Origin of the sequence: Wolbachia endosymbiont (group A) of Portevinia maculata, from assembly GCF_964028525.1 — a bacterium.
In the GTDB taxonomy this organism is placed as follows: Bacteria; Pseudomonadota; Alphaproteobacteria; order Rickettsiales; family Anaplasmataceae; genus Wolbachia.
On record NZ_OZ034786.1, the window covers coordinates 263,758 to 279,136 of the forward strand.

The following is a 15,379-nucleotide window of genomic DNA, read 5'->3' on the forward strand; positions in this document are numbered from 1 at the left end:
ATAACAACTCTTAATTTATACCATAAAACAACTCAGAGTCAAACCAAATTACAAGAAATTTTACTTTCAATCTCTTGCGTTACCTCATCAACACTCAAATTAGCGTCAATTGTTAATAATTTGCCTTTATAATACTCGCGTAAACCTTTCATTTGAAGGTGATATTCACTTATTCTCTTATTAATTGCAGACATATCAGCATCATCAATTCTTTTCTCTAACCTCGTACTTTTACATTTAGCACAAGTAGTACTCTTAAAAGAAGATACACTATATATGCTTTTACAGTCCAAACACGCGAGACGATTTTTTAATCTATCGATTGCAATATTATCGTCAAGCTGCAGTTCAATTACAATATCAACATCCCTATTATATTTTTCTTGCAAAACTTGAGTCAAAAAATGAGCCTGGTTTAAATTTCTCGGAAAACCATCTAATAAGCAATTATCATCCATTAATGCAAGCTGGTCATGCAATAATCCACATATAATTTCATCTTGAATTAAATTACCAGATTCCACGGTACCCTTTATTTTTTTACCTAACTCACTGCCATTAGATATAATATTCCTTAATAAATCCCCCACTGAAATTAATTTTAAATTATATTTTGCTATTAACAAGCTTGACTGAGTACCTTTACCAGAACCTGGAGGACCAAAAATCGTAATGATCATCTTACTTTCCTCGTTTTAGACTCATATTTCTTTATCCAGCTATCGTACCTATTCGAAAAAATATAAGATTGTATTTGCATAATAGTATCAGTAATAACGTTCACTATAATCAGTAGACTCGTCCCACCAAAAATAAATGGTATATCATAATAATATCTCATAACTTCAGGTACAGTACATATGACTACCAAATACGCAGAGCCAATGAATGTCAACTTAAAAACTATATCTTGAAGGTAATCAGAAGTATGTTTCCCAGGCCTTCTACCAGGTATAAAACCACCATTTTTTTTAAGAAAATCTGCGTTTTCCTCTGGATTAAATATAAAATTGGTATAGAAAAAATTAAAAAATACTATCAGCACCAAATAGGCTACAATATATACTACTTTATTTGCCATAAAGTAATTTAAAATAAAATCAGAAAAAGCGTGCCCCTTATAGAAATTTGCAATTGAAATAGGTGTCAATAAAATTGCATTAGCAAAAATGGTTGGTACTACACCAGATAAATTAATCTTCAATGGAATATAAGTAAAATCGTCATTATGTAATCTTTTAAATTGCTTTTTAGGATGTTGAACAATAACTTTTCTATAAGAAGACTCTACAAAAATGACTAAGACTAGCAGCAAAAAAAACAATACCAAAACAAAAAGGATAATAAATAACGATACGCTACCGTTTTTATTTAACGTTAACAGAGATGACAAAGCGCTGTGTAACTCTGATATTATGCCCGTGAAAATGATTAATGAGATACCATTGCCTATACCGCTAGCACTGATTCGTTCACCAAGCCATATTAAAAGCATAGTTCCACCTAAAAGGCTGAAAACACCTATTGTACGAAACATAACACCAGGTTCGATTACAACCAATACCCCTTCCCTATTCATCCCTTCCAATCCAACCAAAATTGGAATTGATTGAAATACACAAATTACTATGGTCAGGTAGCGTATATAAGAATTCATCTTTCTACGGCCTGACTCTCCATCATTCTTAACTTCCTTCATTCCTTTAATCGCAGAAGAAAGCAACTGAATAATGATAGAAGCCATTATATATGGCATAACATTCAATGCTAGAATTGTCATTCTAGCCAATGCACCACCAGAAAATAAATTAAATACTCCAAAAACACCTGAGCCCTCTTTGGGAAATATATCATTAATTACATCAAGATTAATTCCAGGAATAGGCACATAAGTACCCAAGCGATAGCAAATTAAAGCTATTAGCGTAAAAAATATACGTTTTAATAAATCGCCTTTATATAACAACGTAGGATCCAAGCTATTAAATGCGGATTTATTGCCCATGATTTACGATAGTATTTCCACACTACCACCAACTGAAGCTACAGATTTTTTTGCAGCTTCTGACGCAAAATCAACATGAAACACAAATTTTTCGCTCAACTTACCTTTATTAAGAAGTTTAATTTTATCCTTAATAGACTTTATAAAACCTAATCTATACAGCCTCTCCTTATCTATAACAGAGTCTTTCACTATTTTTTTAGCTTCCATTAAGCGCTGTATATCGCCAACATTAATTATAGAATATATGTTCCTACGTATAGGCTTAAAACCTCTTTTAGGCAAACGAGTATATATAGACTGTTGTCCACCCTCAAAACCATTTATGGAAACTCCACTTCTAGCCTTTTGCCCTTTATGCCCTCTACCGGATGTTTTACCTTTACCACAACCGATACCTCTACCCAGCAACTTAGGCTTCTTTTTCTTAGATAACTTAGTAAATATAGAGTTTAATTTTACAGCATTATTCATACTTTACCTGTTTCCAACTATCTCGCTAATCTTTTTGCCTCTTTTGCTTGCTACCTGACGAGGAGATAACATACTATCAAAAGCCTTAAATACCGCACATATAACATTATGAGGATTATTTGATCTAGTGGATTTAGCTACCACATCCTTTATACCTAACACCTCAAAAACTGATCTAATCGCTCCACCAGCAATAATACCTGTTCCGGCTCTTGCGGTTCTTAAAACTATCTCACCAGAACAAAATTTAGCTTTAATATCATGATGCAAAGTTCTACCTTCACGCAAGTACACTCTAATCATCGATTTCTTTGCAGCATTTACAGCTTTGACTCTTGCTTCAGCAACTTCTGCGTGCTTACCTATTCCACATCCTACCCTACCCTTCCCATCACCAACAACAACCAAAATTGAAAATGAAAATCTTCTGCCACCTTTGGTAACCGTTGTTACTCTTCGTACCGAAACTAAAAGCTCTGATAAATCATTATTATTTTGTAAATTCTTTATAGCCATATTCAAAACCTTCTAAAACTCAAATCCAGAACTTCTTAAAGCCTCAGCAAATTGAGAAACTAATCCTGTATATTTATACGCTCCACGATCAAATACTAGCTTTTGTTCTAATTTCAGACCAGATAAGCGCTCAATCATTAAAGAAGAAACCTGTTTTATAGTTTCAGCATTGACTTTTCCTTTACATACATCCTTAATTTTAGCATCCAAAGTAGAAGCTGAAGTGAGAGTTACTCCTTTTACATCATTAATTAACTGGACATAAAAATGCCTATTAGATTTAAATATGGATATACGCAAACGTTCAGCGCTCTTATCAAGCTTCGCTCTATTACGCAACTTCCTTTTTTCATAGTTACTTAAAAAATTATATAACCTTCTCATCTTAATTACTTCTTTTTACTTACAACTTTACGCAACATAAATTTACCCTTTATTACAATACCCTTACCTTTATAAGGATCGTACTTCCTAATCCTGCATATATCAGATGCCACCATATAGACTTTTTGCTTATCCATACCACTAACTACTAAGTGAGTTGGCTTTATGCACTTAATCTCAACATCTTTAGGCACTTTATATTTAACATTATGGCTATAACCAAGATACAAAGTCAAATACTTACCATCACACTCTGCCTTATATCCAACACCATTAATCTCAAGATTAACAGAAAAACCATCAACCATGCCGTTAATAATATTATTAATATTACTCCTATAAGTGCCCCACATAGGCTTTATTTCATCATAATCATCTTTATCTTGATCCACAGAAAGGAGTAGCTGATTATCAACAATCCGGCACACAACATCACTGATTAAGCTAAGCTCTTTTTCAGCCTTAGCACTCTTTATTAACATCCTACCATTATTATATTCAACTGAAATACCAGCAGGAATATTGATAGGAGCAGCACCTATACGAGACATGAATTTCTCCTATTATTTAAAACACACGACACAAAACTTCTCCACCAACCTTTAACTTATGTGCATTATAATCAGTCATCACTCCTTTGGGTGTCGATATAATAAAAATACCAAGACCATTATATGCTTTAGAAATGTCCTTATACTTAGAATAACAACGACAACCAGGCTTTGACACCCTAACTATGTCACTAATTACAGGTGACTTCTCATAATACTTCAATTTTACAATGAAAGAAGGTAAATTATCTACAACTTGCTTTTCATAATCAAGGATATACCCTTCATCTTTTAAAATCTTCAGTATAGAAGAATTCACTTTAGAAAACAACACTCTTGTTGTTCTATGCATTGCCAATTGAGCATTACGTATCCTTGTTAAAAAATCACCAATACTATCAGATAACGCCACAATATACTCCTTATATTATATTTACCAACTAGACTTTGTAACTCCTGGAACTTGCCCAAAAGAACATAAATCACGCAAAACAATTCTACATAAACCAAATTTTCTATATACTCCTCTTGGTCTCCCAGTTAAAGCACACCTATTTCTAATTTTGGTTTTAGAAGAATTTCTAGGCAATTTTTTAATTAATTTATTTTGAGCTGTAAACCTTTCTACAATAGACAAATTCTTATTATTTATTATAGATTTCAATTTCTCTCTTTTTTCTTTATATTGATTGCACAGCTTTATTCTGCGAAGATTTCTTTCTATCATAGATTTTTTTGCCATATATTTCTCCTCTCAATTAATCAAAAAAAGGAAATTTAAGAGCCAGTAATAATTCCTTTGCTTCCTTATCACTAACTGCACTTGTTATAATATTAATATCCATACCTCTAATTTTACTTATTTTATCATAGTCTATTTCTAAAAACGAGATATGTTCCTTTATACCAAAGGAAAAATTACCATTACCGTCAAATTGCTTCACACTAAATCCTCTAAAATCTTTTTCCCTTGGCAAAGCAATATATATCAATCTTTCTAAAAACTCATACATTTTATCTCTACGCAAAGTTACTTTGCAACCTACTGTAGCACCTTTTCTGATCTTGAAGCCAGAAATAGATTTTTTTGCAAAAGTTGATAAAGGCTTCTGCCCAGCAATCAAATATAGGCTATCAAGTGGTTCATTTATTGCTTTACTATCTGTAGCAGCATCTCCAACGCCCATATTGATACACACCTTGACAAGTTTAGGCACTTGCATGATATTGCCGTAATTAAACTTATCCTTTAAGGACTTTACTATGCTATCTTTATACAATTCTTTAAACATATCAACCTAATCTATCACTTCTCCAGAAACTTTTGCAAAACGCACTTTTCTACCGCCTATAACCTTAAACCCCACTCTAGTTGGAGTTTTATATTTAGGGTCTAATGTTGCAACGTTGGATATATCAATAGCTAACTCTTTATTTAATATACCACCACTACTACCAGCTTTTGGTTTAGTGTGTCTCTTATGTACATTTACCCCAGAAACAATTACTTTCTTTTTAGCATCACATGCCACAACTTTAATCACTTTACCAATTTTTCCCTTATCTCTACCAGTTAAAACTATAACGTCGTCACCACTTTTTATTTTAGCACTCATTATAAAACCTCAACAGCTAATGACATTATCTTCATAAAAGAACCAGATGATAACTTTTTTACCGGACCAAATACCCGAGTGCCAAGTGGTTCACCTTGATCGTTAATCAAAACTACAGCATTGCTAGAAAAACGAATTACAGAACCATCAGATTTTCTAATAGGGCTTTTCACCCTCACCACAACTGCTCTATATACTTTTCCCTTCTCAACCTTCCCTCTTGGAGTAATAGATTTAGTAGATACAATAACTGTGTCACCTATAGATGCAGACTTTCTACCACCCAATAAACCAATACAAAGCACTGCACGCGCACCAGAATTATCAGCTACTTCCAACAATGTATTTTTTTGAATCATATAAATATCCTATTCAATGTGAGCTATTAACAACAACCCATTTTTTAGTAGTAGAAATAGGCTTGTGTTCTTGTATTAAAACCTTGTCCCCTTCTTTACAACTATTATTCTCATCATGTGCTGTATACTTCTTGTATTTTTTTATAACCTTTTTATACAGCTGATCCTTATACACTTGTAATACCGAAACCTTTACAGTCTTATCACACTTAGCCTTAGTTACAGTACCACAAAAAACCTTTTTAGGCATTCTTTTCCTCTCTTCTTCTTTTATTTAATGTAGTTAGAATACGAGCTATGCTCTTTCTTATTAAGCTAAAACGCGAAATATTGTTGCACTGCCCCAACTTCTTTTGAAAAACCAAATTAACAAACTCTTTTCTCAAATTTACAAGAATTTCATGCAATTCTTGTGAAGACCTCGATTCAATGTCAGCTATATCCATTGCAACTCCATTTAATTATGATTAGATACAAATTTACACTTCATAGGAAGCTTAGCGGTTGCCTTTTCAAGCGCCAATCTTGCTAAATGCATGGGAACATCACTGCTAATCTCAAACAACATTCTACCGGGCTTAGCTTTAAACACCCAAAATTCAACACTACCTTTTCCCTTACCCATACGTACATCTGCCGGCTTTTTACTAACAGGGGTATCAGGAAAAATTCTTATCCACACTTTACCAGAGCGTTTTAATGTTCTAGATATTACACGCCTTGCAGTTTCAATATGCTTAGACTGAATCCTACCTGCTTCTACAGCTTTTAAGCCATAATCTCCAAAAGATAATGTGCTACCACCTTTTGTATTACCCTTAATTCGCCCCTTAAATACCTTCTTATATTTACTCTTTTTGGGAACAAACATCTCAATATACCTTAATTACCAATATAAACCCAAACCTTAACTCCTATAATACCATATATAGTTTTTGCTTCACAAAAAGCATAATCTATATTAGCACGTAAAGTGTGTAAAGGCAAACGACCTTCTTTATACCATTCAGTACGAGCTATCTCAGCTCCGCCAAGGCGCCCAGAACAACTTACTTTAATACCTCTAGCACCCATCCTCAAACAACTTTGAATAGCTTTTTTCATCGCTCTTCTAAATGAAACCCTTTTTTCTAACTGTTGTGCAATGCTGCTTGATATTAAAACTGCATCTATTTCAGACCTTTTAACTCCTACTACATTCACTTCCACATTATTTTTTACTTTTTCAGCTATTTTTTGCTTTATCTTCTCAATATCTGAGCCTTTCTTACCTATTATCACTCCAGGTCTAGAAGAATGTATTATTACAGACACCAAATCGATTGTACGCTCTATAATTACTTTAGAAACACCAGCATGCTTAAAAGATTCATTTATATAACTGCGAATAGATAAATCTTGATGCAACCCTTGTTTATAACCCTTCTCAGCATACCAAACAGATGACCAAGTATTAATTATTTTTAACCTAAATCCTTTAGGATTAACGTTTCCCATACTTTTGCACTTTCCTTATTAATTTTCTATTTTTATGAATCATATAATTTCTCCCAATTTTACAGTTATATTACTATAACGTTTACTAACTCTATTAGCTCTACCCATAGCTTTTGGACATACCCTACGCAAAGTAAGAGACTTACCTATTGAAATTTCTTTTATATATAAATTATCGATATCCAATCCATAATTATATTGAGCATTAGCAATCGCAGAATTTAATACCTTCCTTATAAGACCCGCAGCTTTCTTTTCACAAAATCTTAATTGCACAGTGGCAAAAGAAACTTTTTTATTACGTACTAAACCAGCAACCAAATTCAATTTACGAGGAGTTGATTTTAAAACCCTAGAACCAGCTTTAACTATTACATCTCTGTTTTTCATATCAATTACCTTCTTGTCGCCTTTTTATCACCACTATGCCCAGTAAATTTACGAGTGGGCGAAAATTCACCAAACTTATGACCTATCATATTCTGATCATTAACATTAACAGGAATGTAATCCTTACCATTATAAACAGCAAACTTTAAACCTAAACAATTAGGAAGAATTACAGAAGCCCTGGAATGAACTTTTATAGCCATGTTAACAAACCCCTTGTTTAAAGCATTATTCACCGACTTTAATATAGAAGGATGACAAAAAGGAGGCTTCCACGCAGATCTACTCATAAACTAACCTTTCAATTGTTTTATATACTTATCACTAGATTTATTTTTCCTCCGAGTTTTCTTTCCTTTTGTTGCAACACCCCAAGGAGTAACAGGATGACGACCACCAGAGGTTTTCCCTTCCCCACCTCCATGAGGATGGTCAACCGGATTCATTGCAACCCCACGCACAGTAGGTCTAATTCCAAGCCACCTACTTCTTCCAGCTTTACCCAGCTTTCTATTCTTATGGTCAGGGTTAGATACTACACCAATAGTAGCCTTGCAAGAAGATAAAATCAACCTAATTTGACCAGACCTGAGTCGTAATAAAACATATTGGCCATCACGACCAACAATTTGCGCATAACAACCAGCAGCTCTAGCAATCGCAGCACCATTACCTGGCTTCAGCTCAACATTATGAACGAAAGAACCAACAGGTATATACTTGAGTAGCAAACAATTACCTGGCAAAATATCAGCATCATTTCCAGCTGTAACAATATCACCAGGCTTCATACCTTGAGGAGCTAATATATAAGACTTAATATCATCTTCCTTATATGATATTAACGCTAAAAACCCACTTCTATTTGGATCATACTCTATTTTTTCAACTATACCCTGACCACTTCTATTACGCTTAAAATCTATAACTCTATACTTCTTTTTGTGACCACCACCCCTATGACGAGTTGTAATTCTACCATAATTATTTCTTCCACCACTGGACTTTTTACCGGATGTAAGAGACTTTTCTGGCTCATCTTTTGATAAACCAACTTTACTTACTAACACAGTCCCACGAGAAGACGGAGTAACAGGATTAAAAAATTTCATACCCATATTAAACGCTCATTATATCTAATTTTTGACCATCTATCAAAGAAAAATAAACTTTCTTTTTCTGTTTTTCACAACCAATCACACCCCTGAAACGCCTATATTTAGGCTTAATTCTAACAACATTTATAGAAGAAATTTTAACATCAAATAGAGACTCTATTGCCAACTTTATTTGACGCTTATTTACATTTACAAAAACATACAAAGAATATTTATTAAACTTCTCCCTCAAAAAAGAGGCCTTTTCTGTAATTATAGGAGATTTTATTATATTATTATATTTGATCATAACAATCTACCTTCAAGATGCTTTAAAGTATCCTTTGTCAACATCACGCATTCGTGATTCAATATATCAAAGACATTTAACCCAATAGGTTTGATTAAGTCTACATAATGCAAGTTTCTAACAGCACGCAACAAATCATCTCCATAATCACCAACTATCAAAAAGGAAGAAAATTTAAAATTTTTAATACATTTACACATTTCAGACGTTTTCTTCACATCAATATTTAAATTATCCAGAATAATCACTTGATTATTTAAATACTTTAGAGATAAAGCAATTTTTAAACCAAATTTGCGTACCTTCTTATTAAGAGAATAAGTATGACTCCTCACAACAGGGCCGAAAATAATCCCACCACCTCTAAATTGAGGAGATCGCAAGCTCCCTTGTCTTGCCCTACCGGTACGTTTTTGACCATAAGGTTTAGCTGTTGTACCAGAGACATCACTGATACCTTTTGTTTTATGAGTACCAGCTCTTCTCTTCGCTAATTGCCATCTCACTATATCATGCAAAATACTCAATTTTTGCTTAGCAGAAAATATCAAAGGATTGAGCTGAGCAGTACCTACATTATTATTAGATAGATTAACTAAATTACATTCCATAACTAACTTACCAAATTACTAGCATCATCATTTACATCTAACAGTAAACCTACCGGAAAAGGAACATCTTTATGTAAAGATTTTTTAACTGCATCTCTTACAAAAACATAGGAATTTTTAAACCCAGGAACATTATTACCCTTCACAGCAATTATACTATTTTCATGATCAATGGATAATATCTTCATATTTTGTGCAGTTATTCTGCTGTTACCTAAATGACCAGCCATTTTCTTTCCTTTGAATACTCTACCAGGATCCTGACATTGACCAGTGGAACCTTGTGATCTGTGAGCAATAGAAACACCATGAGATGCCCTAAGCCCACTGAAGTTATGCCGCTTCATCACACCAGCAAATCCTTTACCTATAGAATAACCCGTAATATCAAGATATTGACCAACCACAAAATGATTGATTCCCACTTTTTTACCACATTCTATTCCCGACAGGTCATTTAATCTACTTTCGTATAACTTACATTTATTATTTATACCCTTTTTCTTTAAATATTCCAACTGAGGTTTTGCTATATTTTTAAAATCTCCTGTGCCTAAAATGACTGAATTATAGCCACATTTATCTTGTCCTTTTATATCAACAATATAAGTTTCGCTGAGATGCAATAAAGTTACAGCCATGCGACTATTGTCAGAATACATAGCAGTATGACCAATATTCATCATTAGTAAACCAATTCTCCTCAGCGAATTTATTCTCTTCATTTCCTTCTCCTAAACCTTAACTTCCTTGACTTTTAAATCCACTTCTACGCCAGCAGAAAAAGATAAACCTGTAAGCATCTGCATCATAGTAGGAGTAAGATCATGTAAAACAATCAAACGCCTAGAAGTTCTCATTTCAAACTGTTCACGAGATTTTTTATCAACGTGAGGAGATCTATTAACAATAAATTTAGAATCTTTTCTTGGCAACGCAATCGGACCAGATAATTTTGCATTGGACCGCTTTAATTCATCAACAAATTTTCGAACACACTCCTCCAATAAAGAACAATCGAAAGCCTTAATGTTAATATATATATCTTGCTTCATCTTAGTTACTACTCTCACTCCAAAATTTCAGAAACAACACCAGAACCAACAGTTCTACCGCCTTCTCTTATCGCAAAACGCAATCCCTTATCCATTGCTATCGGTACTTGCAATTCTACTTCTACACTCACATTATCTCCTGGCATTACCATCTCCTTCCCATCTAGCAATTTTATGCTCCCAGTTACATCCGTTGTCCTTAAATAAAACTGTGGCTGGTAATTCGCAAAAAATGGTGTATGCCTTCCTCCTTCCTCTTTCTTTAATATATAAACCTCCGCCCTAAACTTTCTATGCGGCGTTATCGTCCCCGGTTTTGCTAATACTTGCCCTCTCTCCACTTCTTCTCTTTTTGTTCCTCTTAACAATATTCCTACATTGAGTCCTGCACTCCCCTTATCCAGCAACTTCTTAAACATTTCTACACCTGTGCATATCGTCTTTTGCGTCGCTTTCAGACCTATTATCTCTATCTCTTCTCCCGTCTTTATCTCTCCCTTCTCTATCCTTCCTGTTACCACCGTTCCTCGCCCCGATATCGAAAATACATCCTCGATTGGCAATAAAAATGGTAAATCCACAGGCCTTGGTGGAACCGCCACATACTCATCTAACTTTTCCATCAATTTATCTATTGATTTCTTTCCATATTCGCTACTGTCATCCTCCAGCGCTTTCAATGCAGACCCCACTACCACAGGCACTTCATCCCCTGGAAATCCGTATTTATTCAGCAATTCCCTCACTTCCATTTCTACCAAATCTATCATATCAGCATCAGCAACATCAGCTTTATTTATATACACCACGATATATCCAACACCTACCTGCTTCGCTAGCAATATATGCTCTCTCGTTTGTGGCATTGGCCCATCAACCCCCGACACTACCAATATCGCCGCATCCATCTGTGCTGCACCTACTATCATGTTCTTTACATAGTCAGCATGTCCAGGACAATCAACGTGTGCATAATGCCTTTTTTCCGTCTGATACTCAACATGCGCTGTTGCTATCGTTATTCCCCTTTTCCTTTCTTCTGGCGCCTTATCTATCTGATCGTACGCTACAAAATTTCCATAATGCTTTGTTATCGCCGCTGTTAACGTTGTCTTCCCATGATCCACATGTCCTATTGTTCCCACATTTACATGCGGCTTTCCAAATGCTTCCACTACTGCTGTCATAATTTAAACTTTTCTACCTAAAATACAAATACATCAATAAATAATATGTTGATTTTATAAAAATACAACAAAAAAAAGAGCGGATAGTGGGAATCGAACCCACGTCACTAGCTTGGAAGGCTAGAGCTCTACCATTGAGCTATACCCGCACAATGGAGGAGGTAGGATTCGAACCTACGTACGCAATGCGGACAGATTTACAGTCTGTTACCTTTAACCACTCGGTCACTCCTCCACAAAAATTTGTTAAGAGAACGCTATTTTAGTACCTTAACTCAAGCTTTTATTGTATTTAATACTAAACGCCTAAAATTAAAAAATCAAGCAATAAAACCTACCCTGATTAAAATCATGCAGATTTCATTTTATACAACACAATATTGCCAATAAAACGTCTAAATAAATAATGCGAATCATGCGTACCTGGCGCTTCTTCTGGATGATATTGCACAGAAAAGACTAAGTAATCCTTCATCATTATCCCCTCTACACTATTATCAAATAGAGAAATGTGAGTAATTTCAACATTACTTGGAAGAGAAGCTGAATCAACAACGAAACCATGGTTTTGGCTAGTGATCTCAACTTTTCCACTAATTACATCATAAACTGGATGGTTACTCCCTCGGTGACCAATATCCATCTTGATGGTCTTTGCTCCCAAAGTAATCGCAAGTAATTGATGACCCATGCATATGCCAAAAATTGGTATTTTAGATTTTATAATAATGTCTATCTCTGAAACTACACTTTCTCCTATTTCTTGCGGATCACCAGGACCATTTGAAAGCACTATACCATCTGGATTCATACTCAACACTTTTTGAGCAAAACCTGTGCTTGGTCTGATTAATTCAACTGTACAACCAAGTTCTATTAAGCGTGAAACTATACTGATTTTTACGCCAAAATCAACGATTACAACCCTATATTTTGCATTAAGGTCACTTTTAAAATTACTATGCAAGCTGACTTTATTGGTTATTTCTATCCCATTTACAGATTTGTATTCCTTCAATTTATCCAACACATGCGTCTCGCTTGACGGGCATATCATTCCACTTTGAGATCCATGTTTTCTCAAATGTCTCGTTAAAGCTCTAGTATCAATTCCTGATATCCCAACCACGTTATTTTTCTCTAACCAATCATTTAAACTGATATATGAAGAAGGGTGGGACATAGAAGAAAGTTCACGCATAACCACACCACTTGCAAAAATTTTCTCTCCTTCATTATCTTTATGGTTTATTCCAATGTTACCAATATGAGGAAAAGTGAACGTTATAATTTGATCAGCAAAAGAAGGATCAGTTATAGTATGCTGATAACCGGTCATACCAGTGGTAAAACAGACCTCACCTATGCACTTGCCTTTTTTACCTACTGATTTTCCCCAAAAGCACTTGCCATCTTGTAAAATTAAAACTGCGTCCTGCACTTCATTATCTATTTAACTGATTCAAAACAGTATACAAGAATTTCAAATAATACGTAACTCTTTCTAAAATTCCAAATTTAACCACGAGGCGGCGAAGAACAACATGAAAAAAACTTTTAACGCGCCCTTTCATAAAATATGTTGACTATCTCCGTATTTTATATTAGGTATACTCCGGCAGTTATGAAATGGAGGTTTATTATATCAAATGAAATCCAACCTAAAAATAAGTTACTAATTGTAGGAGCTGGCTTACTATTCTTTGCGATGGTGTTCCCATCATTTTTTCTCTTAGCAAAAATAGCCATAGGATTAGCTATGATCGCAATTGCAACAATCGCGGTAAAAATTTTCTCAAAAACAATATCAAACGCTCTTGAAAAAGAAAAAGTAGATCAGAATCAGGCAGCACAACAAACAACACAAAGTAAAATTATAAACCTAGCTATTGGATTAACATTTATATTTGCAGGAGGATTATCAATGCTCATTATAGCAAAAACTGGCTTAATTGCAGCATGTGCAGCTATAACTGCTTTAGCTCTACACGAATATGTTAAAAATGAAAAAATAGGAAAAGAGATAAATGATAAATTCGATAAGGTAGCTGACGATACAATCAATTTTATTGTTAGCAATGTTGAAAAACTTATTCCAACAAAGCCGCCAGGCATAACAGCCTAAACTGTCTCCGTTCAGCAGAGTGGTTTAAGAAACAATAGATAGAAGGTTTTGAAAAGGGTTCAGCCTTCTTTTTATGTCCGCCTTGAGGAACTTCTTGTACAATTAGTTTCTCTTGAGAAAATGAATCTAACATTTTAACACTCCCTTTAACTCTTACATCATATATTGAAAAATAATTAACCTAACTTATAACTTGCACCTTTATCAGCTTGTTAGGTAGAATTATTAAAGAATTAGTTGAATAGGTATTATGATTCAATTCAACTCCATCCACAAGTTCTCCGCTTGTTACTCCAGTTGCAATAAACACTGATTCACCTCTTGTCATATCTTTTATGGTGTAGATTTTTTCTGGGTCATCAATATTTAAATTTTTTGCTCTTTCTCTTAACTGATCTGTGTCAAATATTAATCTTCCCTCCATCTGTCCACCGATTGAACTCAGCGCTGCAGCCGCAAGCACCCCTTCTGGTGCCCCTCCTATTCCGATATACATATCGTGATTGCCATTTACTAGTGAAACTACGGCCGCAACATCACCATCATCTATTAGTTTAACTTTTGCTCCTAACTCCCTGATTTTCACTATTAATTCATCATGCCTTTCACGATTAAGTATAGTTACTGTAAGATCATTTACTTTACATCCTTTTGCCTTGGCTAAATTGTCTAGATTCTTTTCAATGCTATTTTTTAGTGAGACTACACCCTCTGGGAGATTTTTTCCTACTGCTATCTTTTCCATATAAACATCAGGTGCATGTAAAAAATTACCTTTTTTCGTTGCAGCAAGAACGGACATTGCCCCTTGTTTATGGTGAGCGCAGATTGTGGTGCCCTCAAGTGGGTCAACAGCAATGTCGATTTCAGGACCATTTCCAGTGCCAACCTTCTCGCCAATATACAGCATTGGTGCTGAATCTCTCTCACCTTCACCAATTACGATAGTACCATTTATTTCCATTGAATTTAATACTGTACGCATTGCATCAACTGCAACCTGATCAGCCTTTTTTTCATCGCCGAAGCCTGCTAGTTTATATGCAGCAAGTGCTGCAGCTTCGGTCACTTTAACTAATTTATAGGCTAAATCTTCCATCATTTGCTTTAAGAACTATATTCAATATATATCATGCTACTTGAAACTGCAATATGTCTTGACTGGTTGTGGGAAAGTTGCTATAATAAACTAACATATAGTA

At 34.6% G+C, this 15,379-nt stretch carries 26 protein-coding genes and 2 tRNA genes; 1 reads left to right on the forward strand and 27 read right to left on the reverse strand.

Going from position 1 to position 15,379, the window contains the following annotated elements; translation table 11 throughout:
- Positions 1 to 38 precede the first annotated feature (38 nt).
- The 26 genes from ABWU36_RS01285 to carA all read right to left on the reverse strand — a co-directional run bounded on the left by ABWU36_RS01285 (position 39) and on the right by carA (position 13,493).
- Complete coding sequence (locus tag ABWU36_RS01285) at positions 39 to 680, reverse strand: adenylate kinase family protein (protein ID WP_253309080.1); 642 nt, start codon at positions 678 to 680, stop codon at positions 39 to 41.
- The gene (gene secY / locus ABWU36_RS01290) at positions 677 to 2,005 is read right to left on the reverse strand and encodes a preprotein translocase subunit SecY (RefSeq protein WP_253309081.1); all 1,329 of its coding nucleotides are present in this window, start codon (positions 2,003 to 2,005) and stop codon (positions 677 to 679) included. Before secY ends, ABWU36_RS01285 begins: the two co-directional genes overlap by 4 nt.
- 3 nt (positions 2,006 to 2,008) lie before the next feature.
- The gene (rplO, locus tag ABWU36_RS01295) at positions 2,009 to 2,479 is read right to left on the reverse strand and encodes a 50S ribosomal protein L15 (RefSeq protein ID WP_096616812.1); all 471 of its coding nucleotides are present in this window, start codon (positions 2,477 to 2,479) and stop codon (positions 2,009 to 2,011) included.
- A 3-nt stretch (positions 2,480 to 2,482) separates the two neighbouring features.
- A complete protein-coding gene (gene rpsE / locus ABWU36_RS01300) occupies positions 2,483 to 2,995 on the reverse strand; it encodes a 30S ribosomal protein S5 (RefSeq protein WP_253309082.1) in 513 nt (170 codons plus the stop codon).
- A gap of 12 nt (positions 2,996 to 3,007) precedes the next feature.
- Positions 3,008 to 3,379, reverse strand: coding sequence for a 50S ribosomal protein L18 (gene rplR, locus ABWU36_RS01305; protein ID WP_250294835.1), 372 nt, complete (start codon positions 3,377 to 3,379; stop codon positions 3,008 to 3,010).
- A gap of 5 nt (positions 3,380 to 3,384) precedes the next feature.
- Positions 3,385 to 3,930 (reverse strand): 50S ribosomal protein L6, encoded by a 546-nt coding sequence (gene rplF / locus ABWU36_RS01310; RefSeq protein ID WP_253309084.1) that lies wholly within the window; start codon positions 3,928 to 3,930, stop codon positions 3,385 to 3,387.
- A 16-nt stretch (positions 3,931 to 3,946) separates the two neighbouring features.
- Positions 3,947 to 4,342 carry a 30S ribosomal protein S8 gene (gene rpsH, locus ABWU36_RS01315; protein WP_064124654.1) on the reverse strand — a complete coding sequence of 132 codons (396 nt, stop codon included), beginning with the start codon at positions 4,340 to 4,342 and terminating at the stop codon, positions 3,947 to 3,949.
- A gap of 21 nt (positions 4,343 to 4,363) precedes the next feature.
- Entirely contained in the window at positions 4,364 to 4,672 is a 309-nt protein-coding gene (gene rpsN, locus ABWU36_RS01320) for a 30S ribosomal protein S14 (protein WP_353272913.1), read from the reverse strand.
- 16 nt (positions 4,673 to 4,688) lie between these two features.
- On the reverse strand, positions 4,689 to 5,222 hold the full coding sequence (gene rplE / locus ABWU36_RS01325) for a 50S ribosomal protein L5 (protein ID WP_010962750.1): 534 nt from the start codon (positions 5,220 to 5,222) through the stop codon (positions 4,689 to 4,691).
- A gap of 6 nt (positions 5,223 to 5,228) precedes the next feature.
- Positions 5,229 to 5,546, reverse strand: coding sequence for a 50S ribosomal protein L24 (gene rplX, locus ABWU36_RS01330; RefSeq protein ID WP_373457552.1), 318 nt, complete (start codon positions 5,544 to 5,546; stop codon positions 5,229 to 5,231).
- Entirely contained in the window at positions 5,546 to 5,905 is a 360-nt protein-coding gene (gene rplN, locus ABWU36_RS01335; protein WP_006279348.1) for a 50S ribosomal protein L14, read from the reverse strand. The genes rplX and rplN overlap by 1 nt, the downstream gene beginning before the upstream one ends.
- Positions 5,906 to 5,918: 13 nt before the next feature.
- Positions 5,919 to 6,155, reverse strand: a complete 237-nt coding sequence (rpsQ, locus tag ABWU36_RS01340) for a 30S ribosomal protein S17 (protein ID WP_264732192.1) — start codon at positions 6,153 to 6,155, stop codon at positions 5,919 to 5,921.
- Entirely contained in the window at positions 6,148 to 6,351 is a 204-nt protein-coding gene (gene rpmC, locus ABWU36_RS01345; RefSeq protein ID WP_006279350.1) for a 50S ribosomal protein L29, read from the reverse strand. Before rpmC ends, rpsQ begins: the two co-directional genes overlap by 8 nt.
- A gap of 11 nt (positions 6,352 to 6,362) precedes the next feature.
- A complete protein-coding gene (rplP, locus tag ABWU36_RS01350; protein ID WP_250294844.1) occupies positions 6,363 to 6,776 on the reverse strand; it encodes a 50S ribosomal protein L16 in 414 nt (137 codons plus the stop codon).
- 11 nt (positions 6,777 to 6,787) lie between these two features.
- Positions 6,788 to 7,402 carry a 30S ribosomal protein S3 gene (gene rpsC / locus ABWU36_RS01355; RefSeq protein WP_253309088.1) on the reverse strand — a complete coding sequence of 205 codons (615 nt, stop codon included), beginning with the start codon at positions 7,400 to 7,402 and terminating at the stop codon, positions 6,788 to 6,790.
- Between the two features lie 39 nt (positions 7,403 to 7,441).
- The gene (gene rplV, locus ABWU36_RS01360) at positions 7,442 to 7,792 is read right to left on the reverse strand and encodes a 50S ribosomal protein L22 (RefSeq protein ID WP_096616838.1); all 351 of its coding nucleotides are present in this window, start codon (positions 7,790 to 7,792) and stop codon (positions 7,442 to 7,444) included.
- A 5-nt stretch (positions 7,793 to 7,797) separates the two neighbouring features.
- Complete coding sequence (gene rpsS, locus ABWU36_RS01365) at positions 7,798 to 8,082, reverse strand: 30S ribosomal protein S19 (RefSeq protein ID WP_006279181.1); 285 nt, start codon at positions 8,080 to 8,082, stop codon at positions 7,798 to 7,800.
- Positions 8,083 to 8,085: 3 nt separating this feature from the next.
- Entirely contained in the window at positions 8,086 to 8,910 is an 825-nt protein-coding gene (gene rplB / locus ABWU36_RS01370) for a 50S ribosomal protein L2 (protein ID WP_253309089.1), read from the reverse strand.
- 1 nt (position 8,911) lies between these two features.
- Positions 8,912 to 9,199, reverse strand: coding sequence for a 50S ribosomal protein L23 (locus tag ABWU36_RS01375; RefSeq protein ID WP_064124642.1), 288 nt, complete (start codon positions 9,197 to 9,199; stop codon positions 8,912 to 8,914).
- Complete coding sequence (gene rplD / locus ABWU36_RS01380; RefSeq protein WP_064124641.1) at positions 9,196 to 9,810, reverse strand: 50S ribosomal protein L4; 615 nt, start codon at positions 9,808 to 9,810, stop codon at positions 9,196 to 9,198. Before rplD ends, ABWU36_RS01375 begins: the two co-directional genes overlap by 4 nt.
- A 2-nt stretch (positions 9,811 to 9,812) precedes the next feature.
- The gene (gene rplC / locus ABWU36_RS01385) at positions 9,813 to 10,535 is read right to left on the reverse strand and encodes a 50S ribosomal protein L3 (RefSeq protein ID WP_253309090.1); all 723 of its coding nucleotides are present in this window, start codon (positions 10,533 to 10,535) and stop codon (positions 9,813 to 9,815) included.
- A gap of 9 nt (positions 10,536 to 10,544) precedes the next feature.
- Entirely contained in the window at positions 10,545 to 10,865 is a 321-nt protein-coding gene (gene rpsJ / locus ABWU36_RS01390) for a 30S ribosomal protein S10 (protein WP_096616846.1), read from the reverse strand.
- Between the two features lie 14 nt (positions 10,866 to 10,879).
- Positions 10,880 to 12,052, reverse strand: coding sequence for an elongation factor Tu (gene tuf / locus ABWU36_RS01395; RefSeq protein ID WP_264329094.1), 1,173 nt, complete (start codon positions 12,050 to 12,052; stop codon positions 10,880 to 10,882).
- Positions 12,053 to 12,130: 78 nt separating this feature from the next.
- Positions 12,131 to 12,201 (reverse strand) — tRNA-Gly (locus ABWU36_RS01400).
- A 4-nt stretch (positions 12,202 to 12,205) separates the two neighbouring features.
- Positions 12,206 to 12,287: transfer RNA gene (locus ABWU36_RS01405), tRNA-Tyr, on the reverse strand.
- A gap of 114 nt (positions 12,288 to 12,401) precedes the next feature.
- Positions 12,402 to 13,493: a glutamine-hydrolyzing carbamoyl-phosphate synthase small subunit gene (gene carA, locus ABWU36_RS01410; protein WP_253309091.1), complete on the reverse strand. Its 1,092-nt coding sequence runs from the start codon at positions 13,491 to 13,493 to the stop codon at positions 12,402 to 12,404.
- Between the two features lie 183 nt (positions 13,494 to 13,676).
- Between carA and ABWU36_RS01415 the strand changes: the two genes are divergently transcribed.
- Positions 13,677 to 14,177 (forward strand): hypothetical protein, encoded by a 501-nt coding sequence (locus ABWU36_RS01415; RefSeq protein WP_253309092.1) that lies wholly within the window; start codon positions 13,677 to 13,679, stop codon positions 14,175 to 14,177.
- A gap of 181 nt (positions 14,178 to 14,358) precedes the next feature.
- On the opposite strand, the gene glpX is transcribed toward ABWU36_RS01415, so the two are convergent.
- Positions 14,359 to 15,276 carry a class II fructose-bisphosphatase gene (glpX, locus tag ABWU36_RS01420; protein WP_253309936.1) on the reverse strand — a complete coding sequence of 306 codons (918 nt, stop codon included), beginning with the start codon at positions 15,274 to 15,276 and terminating at the stop codon, positions 14,359 to 14,361.
- Positions 15,277 to 15,379: the final 103 nt, after the last annotated feature.

What these genes read in the sequence shown, in the direction of transcription:
- rplC (WP_253309090.1), bottom strand. Translation starts at nt 10,535, where the DNA reads ATGAAGAGAATAAATTCGCTGAGGAGAATTGGTTTACTAATGATGAAT.
- ABWU36_RS01415 (WP_253309092.1), top strand. Translation starts at nt 13,677, where the DNA reads ATGAAATGGAGGTTTATTATATCAAATGAAATCCAACCTAAAAATAAG.
- rpmC (WP_006279350.1), bottom strand. Translation starts at nt 6,351, where the DNA reads ATGGATATAGCTGACATTGAATCGAGGTCTTCACAAGAATTGCATGAA.
- rpsJ (WP_096616846.1), bottom strand. Translation starts at nt 10,865, where the DNA reads ATGAAGCAAGATATATATATTAACATTAAGGCTTTCGATTGTTCTTTA.
- rplP (WP_250294844.1), bottom strand. Translation starts at nt 6,776, where the DNA reads ATGTTTGTTCCCAAAAAGAGTAAATATAAGAAGGTATTTAAGGGGCGA.
- rpsE (WP_253309082.1), bottom strand. Translation starts at nt 2,995, where the DNA reads ATGGCTATAAAGAATTTACAAAATAATAATGATTTATCAGAGCTTTTA.
- ABWU36_RS01375 (WP_064124642.1), bottom strand. Translation starts at nt 9,199, where the DNA reads ATGATCAAATATAATAATATAATAAAATCTCCTATAATTACAGAAAAG.
- rpsS (WP_006279181.1), bottom strand. Translation starts at nt 8,082, where the DNA reads ATGAGTAGATCTGCGTGGAAGCCTCCTTTTTGTCATCCTTCTATATTA.
- rplO (WP_096616812.1), bottom strand. Translation starts at nt 2,479, where the DNA reads ATGAATAATGCTGTAAAATTAAACTCTATATTTACTAAGTTATCTAAG.
- rpsN (WP_353272913.1), bottom strand. Translation starts at nt 4,672, where the DNA reads ATGGCAAAAAAATCTATGATAGAAAGAAATCTTCGCAGAATAAAGCTG.
- rplV (WP_096616838.1), bottom strand. Translation starts at nt 7,792, where the DNA reads ATGAAAAACAGAGATGTAATAGTTAAAGCTGGTTCTAGGGTTTTAAAA.
- secY (WP_253309081.1), bottom strand. Translation starts at nt 2,005, where the DNA reads ATGGGCAATAAATCCGCATTTAATAGCTTGGATCCTACGTTGTTATAT.
- glpX (WP_253309936.1), bottom strand. Translation starts at nt 15,276, where the DNA reads ATGGAAGATTTAGCCTATAAATTAGTTAAAGTGACCGAAGCTGCAGCA.
- rplF (WP_253309084.1), bottom strand. Translation starts at nt 3,930, where the DNA reads ATGTCTCGTATAGGTGCTGCTCCTATCAATATTCCTGCTGGTATTTCA.
- ABWU36_RS01285 (WP_253309080.1), bottom strand. Translation starts at nt 680, where the DNA reads ATGATCATTACGATTTTTGGTCCTCCAGGTTCTGGTAAAGGTACTCAG.
- rplE (WP_010962750.1), bottom strand. Translation starts at nt 5,222, where the DNA reads ATGTTTAAAGAATTGTATAAAGATAGCATAGTAAAGTCCTTAAAGGAT.
- rplD (WP_064124641.1), bottom strand. Translation starts at nt 9,810, where the DNA reads ATGGAATGTAATTTAGTTAATCTATCTAATAATAATGTAGGTACTGCT.
- rpsC (WP_253309088.1), bottom strand. Translation starts at nt 7,402, where the DNA reads ATGGGAAACGTTAATCCTAAAGGATTTAGGTTAAAAATAATTAATACT.
- rplB (WP_253309089.1), bottom strand. Translation starts at nt 8,910, where the DNA reads ATGGGTATGAAATTTTTTAATCCTGTTACTCCGTCTTCTCGTGGGACT.
- rplR (WP_250294835.1), bottom strand. Translation starts at nt 3,379, where the DNA reads ATGAGAAGGTTATATAATTTTTTAAGTAACTATGAAAAAAGGAAGTTG.
- rpsQ (WP_264732192.1), bottom strand. Translation starts at nt 6,155, where the DNA reads ATGCCTAAAAAGGTTTTTTGTGGTACTGTAACTAAGGCTAAGTGTGAT.
- rplX (WP_373457552.1), bottom strand. Translation starts at nt 5,546, where the DNA reads ATGAGTGCTAAAATAAAAAGTGGTGACGACGTTATAGTTTTAACTGGT.
- tuf (WP_264329094.1), bottom strand. Translation starts at nt 12,052, where the DNA reads ATGACAGCAGTAGTGGAAGCATTTGGAAAGCCGCATGTAAATGTGGGA.
- rplN (WP_006279348.1), bottom strand. Translation starts at nt 5,905, where the DNA reads ATGATTCAAAAAAATACATTGTTGGAAGTAGCTGATAATTCTGGTGCG.